We start from the raw sequence: 21,408 nt of genomic DNA on the forward strand, positions 1-21,408 counted from the left end.
TTCATAGTATCCTGTATTTTCTTCACTTACTTTTTTGTATTCTTCTCTTTTTAATATTTCTCCTATATATGTCCCTGTTTCATATTGTTTGTCATGTATTATTTTTAATTTTTCATTGGCTAATGATGCGTAACTTCCTTCATATACTTTTATTTTGTTTAATTCTTCTACAAAATATGAATAATCTATATCCATACCTACTAGTCCAACAAAAATATCTTCATAGAAGAATGGAAAGGAATAACTTATTACATTTTTTCCACTTTTTTCTATGTCTTTATGTACTTTTGACCAATGACCATTTTTACTGTTCTTTGTTTCGAAAAACCATGTATAATCTGGATTATCTTCTACAAAATATTCAGGATTTATGTTTATATCTTCAGATTTGAAAATTGTATCTTCCGATTCATCATATATTATTCCATGTATTTTATTATCCATTGTTATTTCAGGGTTTATTAGTATATATGCATTTAAATTTCCTTCAACGCTTTCAGAATAAGCTTTTATGAAACTGTCTGTTCTTGATAAGTAGTTTTCAACATAGGCACTATTTCCAAAAGCACCTGCAACTTGGAATTTTGAAAATGAGTTATTGAATATTGAATTTGAAAAATTTTCCATTACTGTTTCAAGATTGTTTATAACGATATCAAATTCTTTTGCTTTATTGATTGAATTTAATAAAAGTTTGTCTTTTGAATTTTCCCTTATTATGTTAGAGGTATTTTGTATTCCTATAAAACTTAGAGAAAGACCTAATAAAAGCGAGATTATTACTATAGAAGCGATTATTTTTACTGATATTTTTTTCATTTTTTTCCCTCCCAATATTAAACTATATAAAAAATGGGTGCAGGTATCCTGCGCCCATCCATATCAATTTTATCAGAATTATTTTTATTTATATTTCTTAGCTTTTTATTTTTTGTAAAGGTTGATATTTAATAATTAGTTAATCATTTGTTATATAAATGGCAGGCAACTTTATGATCATCGCCTTTTAGAAGAGGTTTTTGTTTAGAACATATATCCATTCTGTTTGGACATCTTGGATGGAAAGGACAACCAGAAGGAGGGTTTATAGGACTTGGTGGTTCTCCTTTTACCTCAACTTTGCTCAATTTTCTTTCTTTTGGATTCCATCCAGGCATAGAACTCATCAATATTTTTGTATAAGGATGTTTTGTGTTTTCAAATAAGTCTTCAGATTTTGCCTCTTCTACTACATGTCCAAGGTACATAACAACTATTTTGTCGCTTACATGATATACTATATCAAGATTATGAGATATGAATAAATAAGCTATTGAACTTTCTTTTTGTATATCTTTTAAAAGGTTTATAACTTGTGATTGTACTGAGACATCTAAAGCGGATGTAGGTTCATCACATATTATTACTCTTGGCTTTAATGCAATAGCTCTTGCAACTGCTATTCTTTGTCTTTGTCCTCCAGAGAATTCATGAGGATATCTCGATATATATTCTTCGTATAATCCAACTTTTTTTAACAGATCTTTTACATAGTTTGTTTCTTCTTCTTTGGTTTTGAACATTTTGTGTATTTGAAGTGGTTCGCTTATTATATCTCCTATAGTCATTCTTGGATCTAATGAATCAAAAGGATTTTGAAATACCATTTGAAGATCTGATCTGTATATCATATTTTCTTTTTTATTTAATTTTCCCACGATATCTTTTTTTACACCATTTTTATCATGATATATTATAGATCCTTCTGTTGCATCATGGATTTTTGTTATTACTCTTCCAAGTGTAGATTTACCACAACCTGATTCACCAACGATACCAACAGTTTCATTTTCGTATAAGTCTAGATCTATGCTTTCAAGTGCTTTTACATGTCCTACTGTTTTTAAGAAAACCCCTTTCTTTATGGGAAAATATTTCTTTACATTTTTTATTTCAAGTATTTTATTCATTCTTATCATCTCCATAAAGCCAGCATGAAACTGTATGATTTTCTTTTGCTTTGAAGTCATCTGGTATCATAGTTTTACATTTTTCTGTGGCAAATTCACATCTTGGATGAAATCTGCATCCTTCCGGAAAATTGGTTGCTTTTGGAACAAATCCATCTATATGAGGTAAATATTTGCCTTTATAAAATTTTTGTACTCTCGATTTCATAAGTCCTTGTGTATAAGGGTGTTTTGGGTTATCAAAAATTTCATATACCGTTGATTTTTCAACTATTTTTCCAGCATACATTACATGAACTCTATCGGCAAGTTCTGATACAACTCCCAAATCATGTGTTATAAATATTATAGATGTATTAAACTCTTTTTGAAGGTCTCTCATGAGATTTAATACTTGTGCTTGAATAGTTACATCAAGTGCTGTAGTTGGTTCGTCAGCAATTAAAATTTTTGGTTCTGTAATCAATGTCATGGCTATCATGACTCTTTGTAGCATACCTCCACTCATTTCATGAGGATATTCATCAAATCTTTTTTCTGGAGAAGGTATACCAACTTTTTTTAGCATTTCTATACTTTTCTCTCTTGCTTGTTTTTTGTTTAAACCAAGATGTATTTTACATACTTCGAATAGTTGTTCTCCAACTGTATACAAAGGATCAAATGCGGACATAGGTTCTTGAAATATCATTCCTATTTCTTTACCTCTTATTTTTCTATATTGTTCATAATTTAAATCTAAAAGATTTTGTCCATTATATATTATTTTTCCTTCTATCATTGCAGGTGGTTGTTTTACTAAGCCCATTATTGTCATATTTGTTATGGATTTACCACAACCTGATTCACCAACTAAGGCAAGTATTTCACCTTTTCTTAATTCGAAGCTTACATTATCAACAGCTTTAACTGTACCATCGTATGTATTAAAATATGTTTTTAAATTTTCAACTTTTAAAATCACTTCACTCATACTTTTTCAACTGCCTTATAAGGATCAGCCGCATCTCTTAAAGCGTCTCCTAGAAAATTGAATGATAATACTGCTATTATTATAAATATTCCAGGTATTAAAAGCCATGGATGAGATTCGAGTTCTGATAATGATTGAGCTTGTTTCAATAATAGTCCCCAACTTGTCATAGGTTCTTTTATACCGAGACCTAAGAAACTTATAGAACTTTCTCCTAATATCATTCCTGGAATTGATAATGTTGTAACAACTATTAAATAACTCATTGTGTTGGGTATGAGATGTTTCATTACAACTCTGAATCCTGAAGCACCCATTATTTTTGAAGCCATTACATATTCTTTTTCTCTTAAACTTAAAGTCATTCCCCTTACAACTCTTGCTACTCCCATCCAACCTATAAAAGAAAGTACTATTACTATACCAAAATAAACAGCTGTACTTGGCCAATCGGGTGGTAATAACATTGCCAATGCTAACCATAAAGGTATTCTTGGGAATGATCTCAATAGTTCTGTTAGTCTTTGAATTAACATGTCAACCCATCCACCATAATAACCTGAAATAGCTCCTATTATAGCACCAAGCATAACACTTATTAATGCTCCTACAAGACCAACTGTCATGGAAACTCTTGCTCCCATTATTATTCTTGAGAAAAGATCTCTTCCGAACTTATCTGTTCCGAATATAGTATACATAGCTCCAGAATCTTTTTCTACACCGAATAGATGTAAATCTGTTTCCCAAAGCCCCCAGAATTTATAAGATTCTCCCCTTACAAAAAATTTTATTGGGACTGGATTATCTTTGTCTTCTGTATATGAAACCATGAAAGTTACTGGGTCTCTTTCTTTTTTTAAAGAGTATATATGAGGACCTATAAACTTCCCTTCAGGGTTTTTCCAGTATACTTTTGATGGTGATGAATATATATAATTTCTATGTGCTTGAGTATAATCATATGGAGATACAAATTCTGCAAATATAACTAAAATATATAGTATTATGAGTATTACTAAACCTACCATACCTAATTTGTTTTTGAAGAAAGTAGTCCATATTCTTTTTGATGTCTCATTCATAAGCAAATCCTCCTTAACTGATTCTTATTCTTGGATCCAGTAAAGCCAATGCAATATCTGATAGCAGGTTACCAATCTGTGTTATAAATGCGATGAACATCAAAAATGTCATAACTAAGTATTGATCATGGTTTAATAAAGCATTGTAAAAAAATGGTCCCATTGTAGGTAAGTTTAATACTATTGCTGTTATTATAGTTCCACTGAATATTTCAGGTAATTGCATACCAGCTATACTAACCATAGGATTAACGGCGTTTTTTACAGCATGTTGTTTTACAGATTTTTCTTTAAGCCCTCTTGCTCTCAAAGAGGTTATAAATGGTGAACCAGTTATATCAAGCATATTTCCTCTCATGACTCTCATTAAACCAGCTAATCCACCGGTTCCTACTACTACAAGAGGTAACCATAGATGGGAAAGCATGTCTGCGAATTTAGCCCATGACCAAGGTGCTCCGATGTATTGAGTTGAAAATATTCCTCCAACAGATGTAGCTCCAGCTTTTAAAGAAACCCACATTAAAAATAATGCAAGAAAGAAATTAGGTATAGATAAACCTAAAAAACCCAATACAGTTAAACTGTAGTCTCCGACTGAATATGGATGCAGGGCAGAATATATTCCAATTGGTATGGATATGAGCCATTGGAATAAAACCGTTAATAAAGCGATAGAAATAGTCCATCCCATTCTTTCCCATATTAATTCCCCAACGGGTCTTTTATAAGCAAAAGAATAGCCAAAATCACCTTTAGTTACTATACCTTTTACCCATATTAAATATCGTTCAACAGGGGACTTATCTAATCCTAATTTTTCTCTTAGCTCTACTATTTGTTCTGGGGAGACTCTTGGATTATTCATATATTGAGTTACAAAATCTCCAGGCTGTAGTTCTGTTAATGTAAAACAAATGATGGATATCATAATCATCATAGGTATCATTATAAGTAGCCTTCTAGTAACAAATGACCACATTCGAATTCCTCCAATTTTTTAAAAAATGGAGGAGGAAAAACCTCCCCCTTATTATTTTATTTGTCAAATACTGTATAAGTTAAATAAACTAATGTTCCATCGTCCATTTGATAGAAGTTTCCTACACTCTTTTGTGCTCCCATTAAATCCATACCTTTACAAACGAATATGAAAGGTACTTTTTCAGCATAAATTTCTTGCCATTTGTCATAATATGATTTTCTTTGGTCTATATTCATTTCTGTTTGACCTTTTTCGAACATGTTCCAAACTTCTAATTCCCAATCATACATTTCTGATTTAACTGCTGTTCTTGTTTCTGAATCCATTGTACTTAAATGATTATAGTATAATGGGTTACCAGGTTGCCATATAGCTTTTCTTAATTGTGGATCTGGTTGATTACCAAATGCCCATAATGACATTTCAAAGTCACCTGAAAGAGCTTTTTGTGATTGTAATCCAGCATCTAAAATTTGTAGATTCATTTTTACACCGATATTCTTTAAATCTTCAGAGTATAAATAAGCTATATCTTGGAATTCTTGTGTTGTTTTTGTCAATAATACTATGCTTAAATCTTCTCCATTTTTCATTTCTCTTATACCATCATTGTCTATATCTTTTAATCCTAATTCATCTAACATTTTTGAAGCTTTTGTTAAGTTAAAAGATCTTCTTATTTCTTCAATCTTAGGATTGTAGAATCCTTTGTTGCTTGGAAGTACTGGAACTCCACCATAAACTGCCAATGTATTGTATACTTCGTCTATTATTCTATCTCTATCTAAAGCGTATTCCATTGCTTGTCTGAACTTATCATTTCTGAATAATTCTTTTAGAGAATCATTTTTTGCATCAAAATTGAAAGTTATATGTAAAGGACTTGGTGTAGGTTTTGAAGGTTGTCCTCTAAATATTACAAAATCTGCACCTTGTAATTCTTTTTGTTTTAATACTGGATAATCTTTTGAATTTACTTTTATATAGTCTATTTCACCAGCCATAAATTTAGCCATAGCAACTTCAGCATCTTTAACTATTAAATATTCAAAAGTATCAACATATGGAAGTCTGTTTCCCCATTTGTCAACTTTCCAGAAGTTAGGATTTCTTTTTAAAATAACTTTTTGATCTACAACATAGTTGTCTATTAGATATGGTCCTGTACTAACTATATCTTTAACATTTGTGTCTGTTGTCCATATTTTGTTTACAGATCCTAAATCATTTTTATTGAAAAGTTCTGAAACTTTATGTTCAGGGTATATAGGTGCTTGAGCTAATACTGTAAAGAAAGCTCCATATGGTGCTGGAAGTGTAGCTTTAACAGTCATGTTATCTACTTTTTCCCATTTTACAAGTTCACCATTTATTGTGTATCTTGCAATAGAATTTCCTTCAGCAAATTTGTTCATTACAAAATAATCTAATGTAAATATAACATCATTTGCGTTGAATTGTACTCCATCAGACCATTTAACATCTCTTAAATGGAAAGTTACTTCTTTTCCATCAGCAGAAACGTCCCATGATTCAGCTAATCCAGGCTCTATTTCATTTGTTATAGGGTTAGCTTCAACTAAAGGAGATAGAACATTTGGGATTATTGTATATGCTGCATTGTCTAAAGTTCCATATAAATTGAATGATTGCGGTGCAGAAGATAATACAGTTGTCACTCTTCCTCCCAATTTAGGTGTTTCCGGTGTGAACATATCTTTTACAACAAAATCTTTAGAAAAAGCAAATAAAGATATCATAATAACCATGCTTATAACTAAAAGTTTTTTCATCAGGAAATTACCCCCTTGTTTTAGTTTTTTACTTTTTTGAACCATAAAAATTATATATTATTTTACGAAGATCGTCCAATTTGTAAATATTACAGGTCCGTCTTGTTTGAGTTGATATACATTTCCAACTCTTTCATTCCATCCCATCAAAGTCATACCTTTACAAACGAATATATAAGGTATTTTATCTGCATAAATTTCTTGCCATTCATTATAATATTCTCTTCTTTTTGATTGATCCATTGTTGATTGACCTAAATCAAATAAATCATAAACTCTTAATTCCCAATCATACATATTTTCTTTTATAGCTTTTTTATTTTGTTTATCAAATGTTGAAGTATGATTATAATATAAAGGATTACCAGGTTGCCATATTTCTTTTCTCAATTGTGGATCTGGTTGATTACCAAAAGCTAACATTGCCATTTCAAAGTTTCCAGCTGTTGCTTTTTCTAAAGCTATATTTCCATCTAATAATTGTAAATGCAATTTAACACCTATTTTTTTGAGGTCTTGAGAGTATAAATAAGCAACTTCTTGATAATCTTGATCTGTTTTTGTTAAGAATACTATTTCTAAGTTTTTACCATTTTTTAGATTTCTTATACCATCATTATCTGTATCTTTTAATCCCAATTCATCTAATATTTTTGAAGCTTTTGTTAAATCAAAAGATCTTCTTATATCTTCAATTTTTGGATTATAGAAACTATTTGAAGGTAATGTAGGTGTTCCACCTTTAACTGCTAACATATTATAAACATCTTCGATTATTCTTTCTCTATCTAAAGCATATTCCATAGCATGTCTAAAATCTTCATTTAAAAATAATTCTTTTAGATCAGCATTTGTAGTGTCTAAATTGAAAGTTATGTGTAAAGGACTTGGAACAGGATTTATAGGTTCTGCTTTAAATATTCTATATGGAGCACCTTGTAATTCTTTATATTTCAAAGTAGGATAATCTCTTGGATTTAAAACTGTATAATCTACTTCTTCTGACATGAATTTAGCCATTCTAACTTCAGGATCAGCTATTATTAAGAAATTTAGTTTATCTATATAAGGAAGTCTATTGCCCCATTTGTCAACTTTCCAGTAATATGGATTTTTCTTTAAAACAAATTTTTGATCAGGAGTATATTGTTCCATTGTAAATGGTCCTGTACCAACTATTTTTTCTACTGGAGTATCTGTTGTCCATATTTTATTTACAGAGCTTAAAGCATTTTTGTCTACTAAAGGTTCTAAAACATGTTGTGGGAAAATTTTTACATGTGTTAAAGTTATAAAAAATGCTCCGAATGGTTCTGGTAATATTGCTTTTATGGTCATATCATCTATTTTTTCCCATTCTACAAGTTTTCCACCAAATGTAAATCTTCCTCTTGCATTGTTTTCAGCTTTATTATTCATTGCAAAATATTTTAAGGTGAACATAACATCATCTGCATCAAATGGGTGACCATCAGACCATTTAACATCTCTTAGATGAAAAATAACTTCTTTGCCATCTGGAGATACTTCCCATGATTCTGCTAAAGCAGGTTCTACTTCTTTTGTTATATTGTTCATATCTACTAAAGGATTTAATATTTGAAGCATAACTGTGTACATATGTGAATCTAAAGATCCATATAAGTTGAAAGATTGTGGAGAACCAGGTAAAGCAAGATTAATCTCTCCGCCCATTTTAGGTTCTTGTTTTGTGAACATTTCGTCTACAACAAAATCTTTCGAGAAAGCTAAAAGTGCCATTGTTAGGATAAGACATACTATTAAAACTTTTTTCATTGTGACTCCCCCTTTATATCCCGTATTAATTAAATCATAATAATTGTATAACATATATGAAAATAAAAACAAACATGATTATATGTTATTACAATTAATCTAATTCGAATTAAAAACGAAAAAAGCTAAATATTATCAAAAAACTTAATTATTTCAAAAATAAAATATTTTTTTTAAAAAATCATCTTAAATCTCTTTAAATAAAGACTTTTATTGTTTGTATCATTTTTAATATAAGTTTTATATAATGTACTTACTTTAAGATATTTTGATTTTAGAGTATTTTATTAATAATGATAAAAAATCGCAAATAAATACGAAATCTAATAAATATATCAGGTATGAGCATAGTTGACATAATGTTATTACATTTATTAAAATATAACATATAAGGGGTGATATATAATGGTTATGAATGGAATAGATATTCTTGAAAAAGAGAATTTTAAATCTTTGATGAATAAAAAGATAGGTATTATAACTAATTTTTCCTTTGTTAATAAAAATATGGAATTTATGATAGATAAGATGATCTCTAATGGAGTCAATATTGTAAAGATATTTACACCAGAACATGGATTATATGGTCTTCCAGATGGAAAGGAATATGATAATGAAGTACATCCTAAATATAATATTCCAGTTATTTCCCTTTATGGAGACAATAAAAAACCAAAAAAAGAATATTTAGAAGATATTGATTTATTGGTTTATGATATTCAAGATGTTGGATTAAGATTTTATACTTATATATACACTCTTGCATATTGCATGATTTCAGCAGATGAAAATGATAAAGATTTTATGATTCTTGATAGAATAAATCCTCTTGGAAGAAAAGTTTATGGTGGAAGGATGAAGGATGAATATAAGTCTTTTGTTGGAGACTATGAATTACCTTTGAGATATGGTTTGACATGTGCTGAAACTGGTTTATACTATAAAAAACTTCTTGGATTAAAATTAGATCTTAAAATTATAAAAGTTGAAGGTTGGAATGGAGAAACTTTTGATAAAACAGATCTCATGTGGAATGTGCCTTCTCCTAATTTACCAGATTTTGAAAGTACTATAGCTTATGCCGGAAATTGTTTTTTTGAAGCTACCAACATAAGTGAAGGTAGAGGAACTACTAAGCCTTTTACTTATATAGGGGCTCCTTGGATAGATAATGATGATCTTTATGAAAAGTTGAAAGAGAATTTTAAAGATTTAAATATAAGAAAAAGGGAGTTTATCCCGATGTTTTCGAAACATAAAGATATACTTTGTCATGGTGTTGAGTTTTTTCCAAATGATAATGATAACTTTTTTGAAATAAGTCTTTTTATAATGAATTATTTGAATAAATATGATCAATATGAAATTAATGATAGATTTAAAGGTCTTGTTGGTGAAATTTCTTTAAAAGATATTGATCATAAAGAATGGAATGATCAAGCAAAGCAATTTATTGAATACACAAAAGATATTTTAATATATGAAAAGGGGTTGGAGTTACTATGAATTTAAAAGATAGAGTAGGAAAACTTTTTATGATCGGATTACCATCTACAAGTCTTGATGATGAGACAAAAAGAGTTCTTGATGAAGTTAGACCTGGCTCAATCATATTATTTTCAAGAAACATAGAAAGTAAGGAACAAGTTAAAAAGTATATACAGGATATAACTGAATATCTTGGATATAAACCTCTTGTTACTATAGATCAGGAAGGTGGAATTGTTACAAGGCTTATAGAAGGTTTTTGTGTTGCTCCTGGAACAATGGCCGCAGCAGCTACTCAGAACCCTGAAAGTGCTTATAAGATGGGAAAAATATTAGGTAAAGAAATGAAGGCAATAGGTGTTGATTGGGATTTAGCTCCTGTAGTTGATATCAATAATAATCCTAATAATCCAGGAATAGGTGTTAGAAGTTTTTCTTCAGATAAAAATATTGTTGTTAATTTTGCTCAAAGGTTTATAGATGGTCTTGAAGAAGAAGGTATAATAGCTTGTTTAAAACATTTTCCTGGTAAGGGAAGAGTTGCTGTTGATGCACATCTTGATATGCCAGAACTCAATATATCAAAAGAAAAATTAATGGATGTTGAAATATATCCATTTAAAAATATAGATTCTGTTTCATGGATGCCAAGCCATATATATATTCCATGTCTTCAAGATAAAAAAGAGCCTGCGACTGTTTCAAAGTCAGTTTTGACTACTTTTGTGAGAGAAGAATTGGAATATAAAGGTGTTTTGATTGCTGATGATTTATCAATGGGAGGTATTTCAAATTATTATACTCCTAAAGAAGCAGCAGAGTTAACTTTTAGAGCTGGTATGGATATTCTTTCTTTTTGCCATGACTCTGAAATTCAAATATCTGTAAAAAAATATATGGAAGAGAAAATAGAAAATGATGAAGAATTAAGAAACAGAATGGAAGAATCTTTAGAAAGACTTGAAAAACTTTATGAAATAGCTAAAGTGAATAATAATCATCCACTTGAAGAAGTTGGTACAGAAGATAATAATAGAGTTTTTAAAGAAATATGTGAAAATTCAATAACAGTATATAAAAATGAAGATGCTGTATTGCCTTTGGACAAAGTAGATAATGTTTTTACTGTAAAATTAACGAGATTAGTTTTAGTTGAAGATAAAAAAGAAGGAGTACCAGAAATTTCAAAGAGAATCTCTGAAAGATTTGATGCACCTTTAACTATTTTTGATCCTAAAGATAATGATGAAAAGATTGAAGATATTATAAATAAAGCTAAAGGGAAAATAAATATAGTTTTAACGGAAAATGCTCATTTATATGAGGGACAAAAGAAAGTTGTTGAAGAAATTGCGAAAAATTCTGATAAGATGATTTTAGTGGCATTGAGGAATCCTTATGATGTATTTATAGAAGGAGTAAAAAATTCAATATGTACTTATGGTTACACTAAGAATCAGCAAGAAACTGTTTTAGAATTATTAGAAGGAAAAATAAATGCAAAAGGAAAGATTCCTGTTGATTGGAGGATGGCTTAATGTTCGAGAAATTAGATACAGAAATGAATAATCCAAAGACTTTTAATATGGACAAAATGAGTATTTTTGAAATATTGAGATTGATAAATCAGGAAGATTCTCTTGTGGCTTTAACGGTTACAGAGAATCTTAAAGAAATAGAAAATGTTGTTGAAGAATGTGTGGATTCTTTAAAACATGGTGGAAGAATTATATATGCTGGAGCAGGTACAAGTGGAAGAATCGCCGTTATGGATGCAGTTGAAACTGTTCCTACATTTGGAGTTAAAGATTTATTCGTGCCTTTGATGGCAGGCGGTAAAGATGCATTTTTTGCTGCACTTGAAGCTGTTGAAGACAATTATAAAGCCGGTAAAGATGATCTTATAAATATTAATGTTAAGCCTGAAGATATGGTTATAGGGGTAACAGCAAGTGGTAGAACACCATATGTAAAAGGAATTATAGAATATGCCAAAGAAATAGGATGTAGTACGGGATTGGTTTGTAATGTAAAAGATCCTGAAATAAAAGCCGATACTGATATTTGTCTTGTAACTGGTCCAGAAGTTATAACTGGTAGTACGAGAATGAAGGCTGGTACTGCTCAAAAAATGGCTATGAATATGATTTCTACTGTTAGTATGATAAAAATGGGTAAAACATATAAAAATTATATGGTTGATGTTATGATATTAAATGAGAAGTTAGAACATAGAGCAACTAATATGATTTCTACTATAACAGGTTTAGAATTCGAAGATAGTAATAAATATCTTAAAGAAGCTGATTATAAACCTAAACTCGCAATATTGATGATTCTTTCTGAAAAGAATAAAGAAGAATGTATAAGAGCTTTAGAGAAAACTCAAGTTCTAAATGAAGCTTTATTGATTCTTAAGGAGGAATAGATATGAAAGATACTCCACTCCCACTATACTATAAGGTTTATAATAAATTAAGAGCAGATCTTGATAGTGCTAAATATTCGAAGGGAGATAAACTTCCCACTGAGATGGAAATATGTGATCAGTTTAATGTATCCAGATTAACTGTAAGACGTGCCCTTGAAGAACTTAAGAGAGAAGGTCTTATTGAAAGGAAAAAGGGAAAAGGAACTTATTTTACTGGAAAAAAACGTGAAGAACAATTATCTAATTTTTCGAGTTTTACGAATGAAGCACATAGAGAAGGAGATATAACATGTTCAAATGTTCTTGAAAATAAACTTGTTAAGGTGGATAATGAGTTTATAAGAGCTTTTGATTTGCCAGAAGATGCAAGAGTTGTATATCTTAAAAGAGTTAGATATCTTAATGATGAACCTTATGCAATAGAGAACGCTTATTTAAATCCAGGTGCTGATATAAGAGTTTTAAATATAATTGAAAAAAATATGTCAGAAGAATCTCTTTATAACATATTGATGGATGAATATGGATTGAATATATCATATGCTGAAGAGACTCTTGAAGTTAGTCTTTTATCTAAAGAAGAATCGGAATTACTTGGATTAAAAAGAGGCGAACCGGCAGTTTTAAGAAGAAGATATACTTATCTGGACAATAACCATTGCATTGAATTTGTTAAGTCTATTTATAGAGGTGATAAATACAAATTCAAGGTGGTGAGAAAAATATGATTTATATGGGTGTAGATGGTGGTGGAACTCATCTAAGAGCAACTGTTTTAAATGAAGATATTTTAAAAAAATATAGTATAGAAAGTGGAGTAAATCTTACAGCTACTAAAGAAGAAGATTTAAAAAAAACATTTGAAGAATTAAAGTCTAAAACAGGAAGAGTAGATTACATAACTCTTTCTTTTTCGGGTGCTGGAACTCAAAATCGTAAAGATATTCTTAAGAATATAGTAAAAGATGTTTATGAAATAGAAAATATTATAGTGTATCATGATGCTGAGGGTATGCTTTATTCCGATTTTAAAGGAAAAGGTGTCGTTGTGATATCGGGAACAGGATCTGTTGTTTTTGCAAAAGATGATGATAATAATCTTTATAGAAGCGGTGGATGGGGACATCTTTTTGGAGATAAATGTAGTGGTTTTTGGCTTTGTAATAGAGCAATACAGAAAACTTTTGATTATAGAGATGAACTCGTTATTAAAGATGATTTATATGATTTAGTTAAAGAATATTTTAAAGTTGATAATATTGAAGATTTAACCGATATACAAAAAAAATCAGATTTTAAAACATATATAGCATCATTTTCTAAGGTAATGCTTTCGAATATAACTCCAGCAGTTGAAGAAATTATTAAAGAAGGTCTTGATGATCTCGTGCCACGTTGTGAGAGTATGCTCAAGAAAGTAGGCTCGAAAAAAATAAGTGCTCATGGAGGAGTGTTCAAATCAGAGTATTTTATTAATGAGTTTAAAAATAGACTCAAGAATTATGAAGTTGAACTTTCTGATGAAGATGTTGCTACTAAAATATCTTTTTACACAAAAGAACTTTATGAAAGAGGCGATGTCAAATGAGAATAGAAAAAGTTTTAATAGTTGATCCTATTAAAGGAGAATTTACTGGAGATGTAATAATTGAAAATGAAAGAATTAAGGAAGTTATTCCAGTAGATTATGAGAAATATGAACAGATTTTAATGCCAGGTTTTGTAGATTATCATACACATTCCCTAAAAGGAATAGATACTATGCATGCCAAAAAAGAAGATTTTGAGAAATGGGCAAATATGAATTTTGAGTATGGTGTTACAAGTTTTTTTCCTACAACTGTTTCTGCATCAAAAACTCAAATCCTTTCAGTTATAAAAAATCTTGAAAATGTTGGCGAATCAATAGACGGATTGCATCTTGAAGGACCTTTTATAAATGAAGAAAAAAAGGGAGCTCAAAATCCAGCTTATATAAGAAATCCTACGATTGAGGAACTTGAAGAAATAACTCCAGAAATGGTCAAGTTAATTTCTATGGCTCCAGAAAGACAAAATTTTAAAGAAGCTTTGAATTATTTAAAAACAAAAAAAGTTAGAGTTAGTATAGGTCATTCTTCTGCAGGATATGAAATTTATAAAGATGCATTTAAAAATGGTGTGGATAGAATTACACATTTTCCTAATGCTTTATCTGCATTTCATCATAGAGAAATAGGTGGAACTGGTTCTGCATTACTGTTTGATTTTAAAGTTGAAATAATAGCAGATGGTATTCATTCTGTTCCTGAATTTATTGAGCTTACATATAAAATAAAAGGTGCAGATAAAATAATTCTTATAACAGATTCTATGGAAGCTGCAGGACTTGAAGATGGACAGTATGAACTTGGAGGTCTTCCAGTTACAGTAAAAGAAGGTGTTGCAAGATTAAAGAGTGGTAGTATTGCAGGTTCTACTTTACTGTTCGATAAAGGTGTTAGAAACTTTAAGAAATTCACAAACTGTACTTTACAGGATTTAGCAAAAGTTAGTTCTTATAATGCTGCAGTTGATTGTGGAATAAAAGATATAGGAAGAATTGAAAATGGATACTATGCAAACATAGTTTTGTTGGATAAAGATTTAAATGTATTGAAAACTATATTCAAAGGAAAAGAAGTATATAATAAATAATAACATAAAAAATTTAGCCCGGATTGTCATTCGACATTTCGGGCTATAGTATAATAATGCGCGGGATATACTGGGTAATTCTTTATTAATCTTCGGCTGCTACAATAACATTTATCCAGCCAAGAGTTATATTTTCTCCTGCTTGTAAAGCAAATCTATTGTCTTGATCTAATTTTACAACTACATCATAATACAAATTGATTACACCATTAGAACTTGAGTAAGCTAAAGGTGATTCTGGTTCTGTAGTTCCTAAAACATCAGGATTTTGAAAAACAGGTAAATATCCTCCAAGAAAAGGACCTGTTTTGTTTGAATTTAAAAGAGATCCTGCAGGTCTATACATAGCAACAAAAGCTGCAAGTCCTGTTTGTACACCAGTTGTAAATGCATCTTGTGATGTAGGATCTATTACATCTATTCCCCATGATTCATAATCTGGATAGTCTTGACCATCATTATAGAAATCTGGGTTAACAGCTTCTGGATTTACTTCGAACCAAGTTTTTACTGAAACTGCATTGTTTGAATTTATTGATATAGGTGTTCTGTTAAATAAGAAATAATACTGGTTATAAACATTAGGTTGAATTACTGGATAATTACTTTGGTTAAATCCCCAATCATTGTTTGTAAACCATCTATCATAGTCTTCATAAGTACTCCAGTCTGTTTGATTGTCACCCATAACTGGATCATTTGTGGTAAGAGTTACATGAGATTGTATTTCTACATTTACATCTATATTCAATGAATTATCTGAATTTGAAAATACGAATAAACTTATAGAAATTATCATTACTGCCAATAATATTTTTTTCATATCATTTCACCATCCTTTTGAAAAAAAGGGGGAAGATTCCCCCTTTGATTGATTGTGAGAATTAGAAACTATCAGCAGTAACTGTTACTAATACAGTACCTTTATTAGTTTCAGCGAATGCAGAATAACCTGTCCAAGCTTGATTGAATTCCATTGTCATTGTTAAATTATGAACCTTTTCTCCCCATGAACCTGTTGAAGAGTCAAAAGTTAATGAATGATTAACATACCAATCTTCAGCTGGAGCATCATAAGAAGCGAGTAAAGAATAACCATAATTTGATTTAACATCTATAGCTACTGTATCTTCTAATACGTCATTAACTGTTTCATCTGGATTGTACATAAAGTTGAAAGCATCATTTTCATCAAAATTAATTTCAACGTGTCTTGCAACGGATACCTTTACAGGTACTTCAATACTTGCAGAACTTGCTGCAAATGCCATAGAAACCATCATTAAAACTGCGAATACAAATACCAATGCTTTTTTCATTAGGAAATCCCCCTTTAATTTTAGAGCCTCATAGCCCTCGTTATCTTTTACACTAAAATTATATTCTATGACAATGAAAGAATGATATATACATAATCAAGAAAAAATAAAAGCTTAATAAAAGAATGCTAAAAAAAAGATGCTCTTTTTTAGAGCATCTATAAAGGGTTTTGGATCATATGAAAAATAAATCGTATTTTTTATTGAAAAAATTCAAAGATTTATGTATTTTTTCTGAAATTGATTTCTTTGAAGATTCTAATTCTTTTATTTCTCTGAAAAGAATATATATATTATTTTCTTTTTTCATCATTATATCAACTTTTCTGATGTTTTTTACCATATAATCAAAGACATAGTTTATATCTTCAATATTCTGAAACTTCATCATTACTATACAATAATCTATAGTTCTTTTATTTTTTTCGAGTTCTACTATCAAATTAAATTCTTCTTCTGAAAGCACTGTAGCTCCATTTAAAACAGCTGTATTAGAATGATTCTTTTTATTTATCATGTTTATTTTATTGCTAAGCATTGAAAAATCTTTGTTTTTAAATTTTTCTTTATATTCATCATATAATGACTGGGCCGCTATAAAGTTTTCATTTTCAAGATTTGTAGACATTAACTTTAACCATATATCATCTCTTGTATTATCCGTCAAAAAAGCTTTATTTAGAAGATTTAAGGCCTTTTCTTTTTCTTGATTTTTACAGTATATATCAGATAATGATGAAAGTGTATCAACATAAAGCTTTTTGAGACTATCTCTTTTGGAGAATGTCCAGCTATCGTTGGCATTTTCTGGTAATAGATCTCCTTTATAAATTTTTTCTGCTTCTAAAAGACTTTTAAAATCACGTTTTTTTAATATCGTTTCAAATTCTTTTATATCTATGTATATTTTACTACTGTCAAAAAAACAATAGTTAAAATTTATGTATAATTGTTTTTTATCTATTTTTAAATTTTTTCTTATAAAGTATAAAGTGGAGTTTAAATTTGTTTTTGCATTTTCTTCTTCGAAACCATCCCAAAAAGTTTCAAAGATATTGTATAAAGGAACTTTTTGATTTGAGTTTATTATTAAATACTTAAATAATTCTAAAGCTTTTCTTGAACCAAGAGAGTTAATATCTTTATTATTATTTTTTATTCTTAATCCACCAAAAAGGTAAACATAAATCATTTTAATCGCCCCGCTTATGAATATTTAAAAGATATATCCGATATTTAATGATAAATTAAAATCATTATTTTTTATATCATAATATATATCGCCTGAAAATTGAAAGTCTTCGAAATTATATTGACTTCCAATATTTATAAAATAATTAAAATAATCTGCTTGTATATTAAATCCTCCTCCAAGATTTACATATTTGAAGAGATTTAATTTGCTCTTAAAATAAAAGTTTTTTATAAAATTAAATTTATCCTCTTCATAATATACGGGAGTAAATTTTGCATACAATGAAATATCTTTAATTTTTACTTCATCTTCCAAATCTATTGAAAATCTTTTATCATTTATTTTTGCCATTATTAAAACTTCATTATAATAAAGACCTATGCCAAGAGATGTTTTATCATTCTCATATATTCCTTTTATATTGAATAGATCATTATAGTTTAATCCAAAATCAAATGCATTATTTTTTAAGGGATTTCCATAATAATTTATGAAAACCTCATTTTTATAAATTTTTTCTCCCTTTTCAAATAAATCTATATCAAATGCTTTTATATATATATTTATATCATTGTTTAATGAAGCAACTTTTTTTCTTTCATTTTTTTGAAGTGTAAAAATATTTTCAAATAACAAGTTATCATCAGATATACTAAATTTAACATCAAGAGAGTTTCTTTGGACATTATAAGGCATTATTTTGAAATCAAAATTATAATCTCCATTAGTTTTAAATTTTAATTCATAGTCTTCAACTACAGATACATTTAATATATTTGATTCATTATTTTTATTTTCTATGTATATAGAAAAATTTACTAAATTTGAAATTCCAATAATCGTAAAAGTTAAAAATGATATGATTAAAATTTTAAATTTCAATTTAGATCATCTCCAGAATAATCTATAGAAGCACTTAAAAAAATCATCAATCTTTTATTTAAATCCATTTTTTCATCATCACTGAAAAATAATCTTATTATTGGAAGTGTATGAAGGATTTCAACTCCAGCTTGAGTATTATAGAATTGATTTAAATCAAGATCGGCAATTAAAAGTACTTCATCAGGGTTTAAATCTACTTTTGTTTCAAGTATTGAATTACTCGTATTAAAACTTGTTTGATCTATACCAGAAATTTTAGAAAAATTTGATTTAAATTCAATTTGAATTCTCTTATTAAAATATGTAGGGGTTAAAGTTATACCAAGCCCACTATCAAGAGTATTAACTGTTTTTTTATTGTCTGATGAACTTATTATAAGATTTTTTTTGTCTTTTATTTCTATATTTACAGTCTTTCCTGATTTTACATTCAATGATTGATTGGTTATTAAATCTGCCATATGATTACTTTCATACATTTGAATTTCTGTTTGAAGAAGATCAGGTATTGTTAACTTTATCTTTGAATCCTCAAATTTAAATTCGGAATTTGCTAAATTGGTCAACTTGAATAGATTACTTTTCAAAATGTTATAATTTCTTTTTTCAACTTCTAATGCATATATATTTAGTTTTATATCTGGTATTTTAATATCAACCATATCTTGAACTTCTTTTATATAATCTAAAATATCTTTTGGAGCATAAAAAAGTATTGAATTATTTAATTGATTTACTTTTGCATATGTTTGATAAGATACTGGTAAAAGCTGTAAAAAAGTTTGAGTATCTATATAATTTAATTTCATCACTTCTTTTTCAGCAAGATAAGTAAAAGTTTTACTTCTTGGATCGGCAATTCCTACAAAATAAGTTTTTTCATCCATTTTTTTAAATGAAAATCCACCAGGAAGAAGAATTTTTTTTAGAACTTCTTCAAAAGGTGTATCTAAGAAGTCTGCAGTTATCATTCCTGCTACATATTCATCCATCAAAATCGTTTTTCCAGTTTGTAAAGCTAATTCGTTCAAAGCTTCTGTGAGTTCAGTGTTATAAAATGTTATAGATATCAGATCAGAGCTATCTTCTGATTGTTTCAGGTTAAAATTTTCTAATGGAGCAACATCAGAAAATATCATTATATTTAAAAGTAATAATATTATTATAAAAAAAGCTCTATTCGACATTTAAAACACCACCAATATTGTCTAAGCCTTTATTATCATGTTTTAAAGATATATTATAAAAATATTCTCCAGGTTCGAGTTTCGGAGTATCTCCTGTTAATATCATATAATCATTTGGTAATAACCATTTGTTTTCTTCTATAGGAAGTGCATCAAAACTTGCCACTAAAACTCTTTCAGAGTTTTGAATATTTATAGTTGCTTTTGGAAGTATGAATCTATCTCCAATATTTTCTACTTTAAAAGATACTGATCCATTATCTTCTAAGTTTACATAAGTAAATCCACTTATAGTAGCTTCTCTTGTAGCTTCTCCTATTAATATTTCAAGACTTACATCTTCACTTGTTAAGTATTTACCTGTTTCCTTGTTAAAAGAATCTAATTCTATCTTTCCATAATAAGCACCAGGTGAAGCCTCTTTTGTAGTTTTTAAAGTTACTATAACTCTTGATTTTCTTTTATTTCTGAGCTCAAAAGGATTTTGTCCTTTTATTTCTACCCATTGATTTATTGAGCGATCTATACTCAATCCACCAAAATCTTTATAAGTTGCCCTCACTATAGTATCGTAATTACTCATATTTTCTGTATTAACTACTGTTGTTTTTGATGTTCCCGGGAACATTTTATATGTGTACAAATTTTGATCTAATCTTAAAGATAATTCTTCTCCAGAGGCAAACTTAAATATATTATCGGGTATATTTATATTTGAAGTATAGATTTTTTGTTTATCATCATAGCTAACAAAAAGATTTATTTTATAGTTTCCAGAAGATAATAAATACTTTGGTTGGCCATAAAAATATATAGAATTTCCTTGTAAAATTTTTTGATAATTTTTGTCATTTTTATCCATATATGAAGATTTTAAAGGAAGTTTTTCGATTATTTTACCATTATCATCTCTTAAAATAGCATTTATGGAAGTTTTTAAATCAAAGTCTGAAGTATTTGTAAGTGTTGCCAATATTGTAGGCTTTTTATTTGTGTCTGGTGATATTTCTATTGCAGATAAATCCATCTTTTTATAACCTATACCTCCAACATTTAAAGTAAATCTTATGGCATATCTCATTATAATTCCTATTTGTGTTGGGTCTAAATTTTCTTGTGGAGTTATCATTATTACAAAGTTATAAGTTCCAGCCTTTGCATTTATTGGAATATTAAATTTTACTGGTATTAAAGTTTTTTGCCCAGCAGATATTAGAGCTTCTTTTGGAAAGTCTATCCATGATGAATAAGGCATTAAATCATCAGGCTTTTTTATGAAATTAAATTCTCCATTAGAAGCTTGTATTAATTCGTATAGTTCGAGTTTTATGTTTTTATCTGATAATTCTGGATCTATTTTAATAGTTTCTTCTATTTTTTCTCCATTTTTAACAGATAATTCTTTTGAAAGTGGTTCTACACCTATTGCAAAAGCAACTGAATAAATAATTGCTATGATGAGAATTATAAAATTTTTTTTCATTTAAGACCCCTCCTAAAATGTAAATATCTATATAAGATTATATCATAAATATGTTTTTTAAATTAAAAATCATTTAAAAAAATTAAATATTCGTTTGATATGTTAATTTATAGAAATTTTAATTATTTAATATTAAAATTTAAATGTAAAATTTACAAAAAA

19 protein-coding genes are annotated in these 21,408 nt (G+C 28.6%); 6 read left to right on the top strand and 13 right to left on the bottom strand.

Annotated features, from left to right (window positions below):
* The 7 genes from C7380_RS11660 to C7380_RS11690 all read right to left on the bottom strand — a co-directional run.
* Window positions 1-819, bottom strand: an 819-nt coding sequence (locus tag C7380_RS11660) for a PDC sensor domain-containing protein (protein WP_146192172.1), incomplete at its 3' end; no start/stop codon positions are given.
* Between the two features lie 143 nt (window positions 820-962).
* Window positions 963-1,949: an ABC transporter ATP-binding protein gene (locus tag C7380_RS11665; RefSeq protein WP_109606132.1), complete on the bottom strand. Its 987-nt coding sequence runs from the start codon at window positions 1,947-1,949 to the stop codon at window positions 963-965.
* Window positions 1,942-2,922, bottom strand: coding sequence for an ABC transporter ATP-binding protein (locus C7380_RS11670; RefSeq protein ID WP_109606134.1), 981 nt, complete (start codon window positions 2,920-2,922; stop codon window positions 1,942-1,944). Before C7380_RS11670 ends, C7380_RS11665 begins: the two co-directional genes overlap by 8 nt.
* On the bottom strand, window positions 2,919-4,007 hold the full coding sequence (locus C7380_RS11675; protein ID WP_109606136.1) for an ABC transporter permease: 1,089 nt from the start codon (window positions 4,005-4,007) through the stop codon (window positions 2,919-2,921). The genes C7380_RS11670 and C7380_RS11675 overlap by 4 nt, the downstream gene beginning before the upstream one ends.
* A 13-nt stretch (window positions 4,008-4,020) precedes the next feature.
* On the bottom strand, window positions 4,021-4,989 hold the full coding sequence (locus tag C7380_RS11680; RefSeq protein WP_109606138.1) for an ABC transporter permease: 969 nt from the start codon (window positions 4,987-4,989) through the stop codon (window positions 4,021-4,023).
* Between the two features lie 56 nt (window positions 4,990-5,045).
* Window positions 5,046-6,785, bottom strand: coding sequence for an ABC transporter substrate-binding protein (locus C7380_RS11685; RefSeq protein ID WP_109606140.1), 1,740 nt, complete (start codon window positions 6,783-6,785; stop codon window positions 5,046-5,048).
* 57 nt (window positions 6,786-6,842) lie between these two features.
* Window positions 6,843-8,582: an ABC transporter substrate-binding protein gene (locus tag C7380_RS11690; protein WP_109606141.1), complete on the bottom strand. Its 1,740-nt coding sequence runs from the start codon at window positions 8,580-8,582 to the stop codon at window positions 6,843-6,845.
* A 405-nt stretch (window positions 8,583-8,987) separates the two neighbouring features.
* Between C7380_RS11690 and C7380_RS11695 the strand changes: the two genes are divergently transcribed.
* The 6 genes from C7380_RS11695 to nagA are packed head-to-tail and all read left to right on the top strand — an operon-like array spanning window position 8,988 to window position 15,177.
* Entirely contained in the window at window positions 8,988-10,088 is a 1,101-nt protein-coding gene (locus tag C7380_RS11695) for an exo-beta-N-acetylmuramidase NamZ family protein (RefSeq protein ID WP_109606143.1), read from the top strand.
* Window positions 10,085-11,608 (top strand): beta-N-acetylhexosaminidase, encoded by a 1,524-nt coding sequence (gene nagZ, locus C7380_RS11700; protein ID WP_109606145.1) that lies wholly within the window; start codon window positions 10,085-10,087, stop codon window positions 11,606-11,608. The genes C7380_RS11695 and nagZ overlap by 4 nt, the downstream gene beginning before the upstream one ends.
* Window positions 11,608-12,498: an N-acetylmuramic acid 6-phosphate etherase gene (gene murQ, locus C7380_RS11705; RefSeq protein WP_109606147.1), complete on the top strand. Its 891-nt coding sequence runs from the start codon at window positions 11,608-11,610 to the stop codon at window positions 12,496-12,498. Before nagZ ends, murQ begins: the two co-directional genes overlap by 1 nt.
* 2 nt (window positions 12,499-12,500) lie before the next feature.
* Window positions 12,501-13,229 (top strand): GntR family transcriptional regulator, encoded by a 729-nt coding sequence (locus C7380_RS11710; protein ID WP_109606149.1) that lies wholly within the window; start codon window positions 12,501-12,503, stop codon window positions 13,227-13,229.
* On the top strand, window positions 13,226-14,089 hold the full coding sequence (locus C7380_RS11715; RefSeq protein WP_109606151.1) for a BadF/BadG/BcrA/BcrD ATPase family protein: 864 nt from the start codon (window positions 13,226-13,228) through the stop codon (window positions 14,087-14,089). The genes C7380_RS11710 and C7380_RS11715 overlap by 4 nt, the downstream gene beginning before the upstream one ends.
* The gene (nagA, locus tag C7380_RS11720; RefSeq protein ID WP_109606153.1) at window positions 14,086-15,177 is read left to right on the top strand and encodes an N-acetylglucosamine-6-phosphate deacetylase; all 1,092 of its coding nucleotides are present in this window, start codon (window positions 14,086-14,088) and stop codon (window positions 15,175-15,177) included. The genes C7380_RS11715 and nagA overlap by 4 nt, the downstream gene beginning before the upstream one ends.
* A gap of 85 nt (window positions 15,178-15,262) precedes the next feature.
* Here the strand turns inward: nagA and C7380_RS11725 are convergent, their stop codons facing one another.
* From C7380_RS11725 to C7380_RS11750, 6 genes are all read right to left on the bottom strand, one after another.
* Window positions 15,263-16,000: a hypothetical protein gene (locus C7380_RS11725; protein ID WP_109606155.1), complete on the bottom strand. Its 738-nt coding sequence runs from the start codon at window positions 15,998-16,000 to the stop codon at window positions 15,263-15,265.
* A gap of 61 nt (window positions 16,001-16,061) precedes the next feature.
* Window positions 16,062-16,496 (bottom strand): hypothetical protein, encoded by a 435-nt coding sequence (locus C7380_RS11730; protein WP_109606157.1) that lies wholly within the window; start codon window positions 16,494-16,496, stop codon window positions 16,062-16,064.
* Window positions 16,497-16,671: 175 nt separating this feature from the next.
* Window positions 16,672-17,688 (bottom strand): AfsR/SARP family transcriptional regulator, encoded by a 1,017-nt coding sequence (locus C7380_RS11735; protein WP_109606158.1) that lies wholly within the window; start codon window positions 17,686-17,688, stop codon window positions 16,672-16,674.
* A gap of 24 nt (window positions 17,689-17,712) precedes the next feature.
* Window positions 17,713-18,573, bottom strand: a complete 861-nt coding sequence (locus C7380_RS11740; protein ID WP_109606160.1) for a hypothetical protein — start codon at window positions 18,571-18,573, stop codon at window positions 17,713-17,715.
* Window positions 18,570-19,763 carry a secretin GspD/PilQ domain-containing protein gene (locus tag C7380_RS11745; RefSeq protein WP_109606162.1) on the bottom strand — a complete coding sequence of 398 codons (1,194 nt, stop codon included), beginning with the start codon at window positions 19,761-19,763 and terminating at the stop codon, window positions 18,570-18,572. The genes C7380_RS11740 and C7380_RS11745 overlap by 4 nt, the downstream gene beginning before the upstream one ends.
* Window positions 19,753-21,246 carry a hypothetical protein gene (locus C7380_RS11750; protein ID WP_109606164.1) on the bottom strand — a complete coding sequence of 498 codons (1,494 nt, stop codon included), beginning with the start codon at window positions 21,244-21,246 and terminating at the stop codon, window positions 19,753-19,755. Before C7380_RS11750 ends, C7380_RS11745 begins: the two co-directional genes overlap by 11 nt.
* Window positions 21,247-21,408 lie beyond the last annotated feature (162 nt).

The sequence above is a fragment of the Oceanotoga teriensis genome (assembly GCF_003148465.1).
Classification (GTDB): Bacteria; Thermotogota; Thermotogae; order Petrotogales; family Petrotogaceae; genus Oceanotoga; species Oceanotoga teriensis.

Coding starts and splice junctions, on each gene's coding strand:
- C7380_RS11665 (WP_109606132.1), bottom strand. CDS start 1,949: ATGAATAAAATACTTGAAATAAAAAATGTAAAGAAATATTTTCCCATA.
- C7380_RS11670 (WP_109606134.1), bottom strand. CDS start 2,922: ATGAGTGAAGTGATTTTAAAAGTTGAAAATTTAAAAACATATTTTAAT.
- C7380_RS11675 (WP_109606136.1), bottom strand. CDS start 4,007: ATGAATGAGACATCAAAAAGAATATGGACTACTTTCTTCAAAAACAAA.
- C7380_RS11680 (WP_109606138.1), bottom strand. CDS start 4,989: ATGTGGTCATTTGTTACTAGAAGGCTACTTATAATGATACCTATGATG.
- C7380_RS11685 (WP_109606140.1), bottom strand. CDS start 6,785: ATGAAAAAACTTTTAGTTATAAGCATGGTTATTATGATATCTTTATTT.
- C7380_RS11690 (WP_109606141.1), bottom strand. CDS start 8,582: ATGAAAAAAGTTTTAATAGTATGTCTTATCCTAACAATGGCACTTTTA.
- C7380_RS11695 (WP_109606143.1), top strand. CDS start 8,988: ATGGTTATGAATGGAATAGATATTCTTGAAAAAGAGAATTTTAAATCT.
- nagZ (WP_109606145.1), top strand. CDS start 10,085: ATGAATTTAAAAGATAGAGTAGGAAAACTTTTTATGATCGGATTACCA.
- murQ (WP_109606147.1), top strand. CDS start 11,608: ATGTTCGAGAAATTAGATACAGAAATGAATAATCCAAAGACTTTTAAT.
- C7380_RS11710 (WP_109606149.1), top strand. CDS start 12,501: ATGAAAGATACTCCACTCCCACTATACTATAAGGTTTATAATAAATTA.
- C7380_RS11715 (WP_109606151.1), top strand. CDS start 13,226: ATGATTTATATGGGTGTAGATGGTGGTGGAACTCATCTAAGAGCAACT.
- nagA (WP_109606153.1), top strand. CDS start 14,086: ATGAGAATAGAAAAAGTTTTAATAGTTGATCCTATTAAAGGAGAATTT.
- C7380_RS11725 (WP_109606155.1), bottom strand. CDS start 16,000: ATGAAAAAAATATTATTGGCAGTAATGATAATTTCTATAAGTTTATTC.
- C7380_RS11730 (WP_109606157.1), bottom strand. CDS start 16,496: ATGAAAAAAGCATTGGTATTTGTATTCGCAGTTTTAATGATGGTTTCT.
- C7380_RS11735 (WP_109606158.1), bottom strand. CDS start 17,688: ATGATTTATGTTTACCTTTTTGGTGGATTAAGAATAAAAAATAATAAT.
- C7380_RS11745 (WP_109606162.1), bottom strand. CDS start 19,763: ATGTCGAATAGAGCTTTTTTTATAATAATATTATTACTTTTAAATATA.
- C7380_RS11750 (WP_109606164.1), bottom strand. CDS start 21,246: ATGAAAAAAAATTTTATAATTCTCATCATAGCAATTATTTATTCAGTT.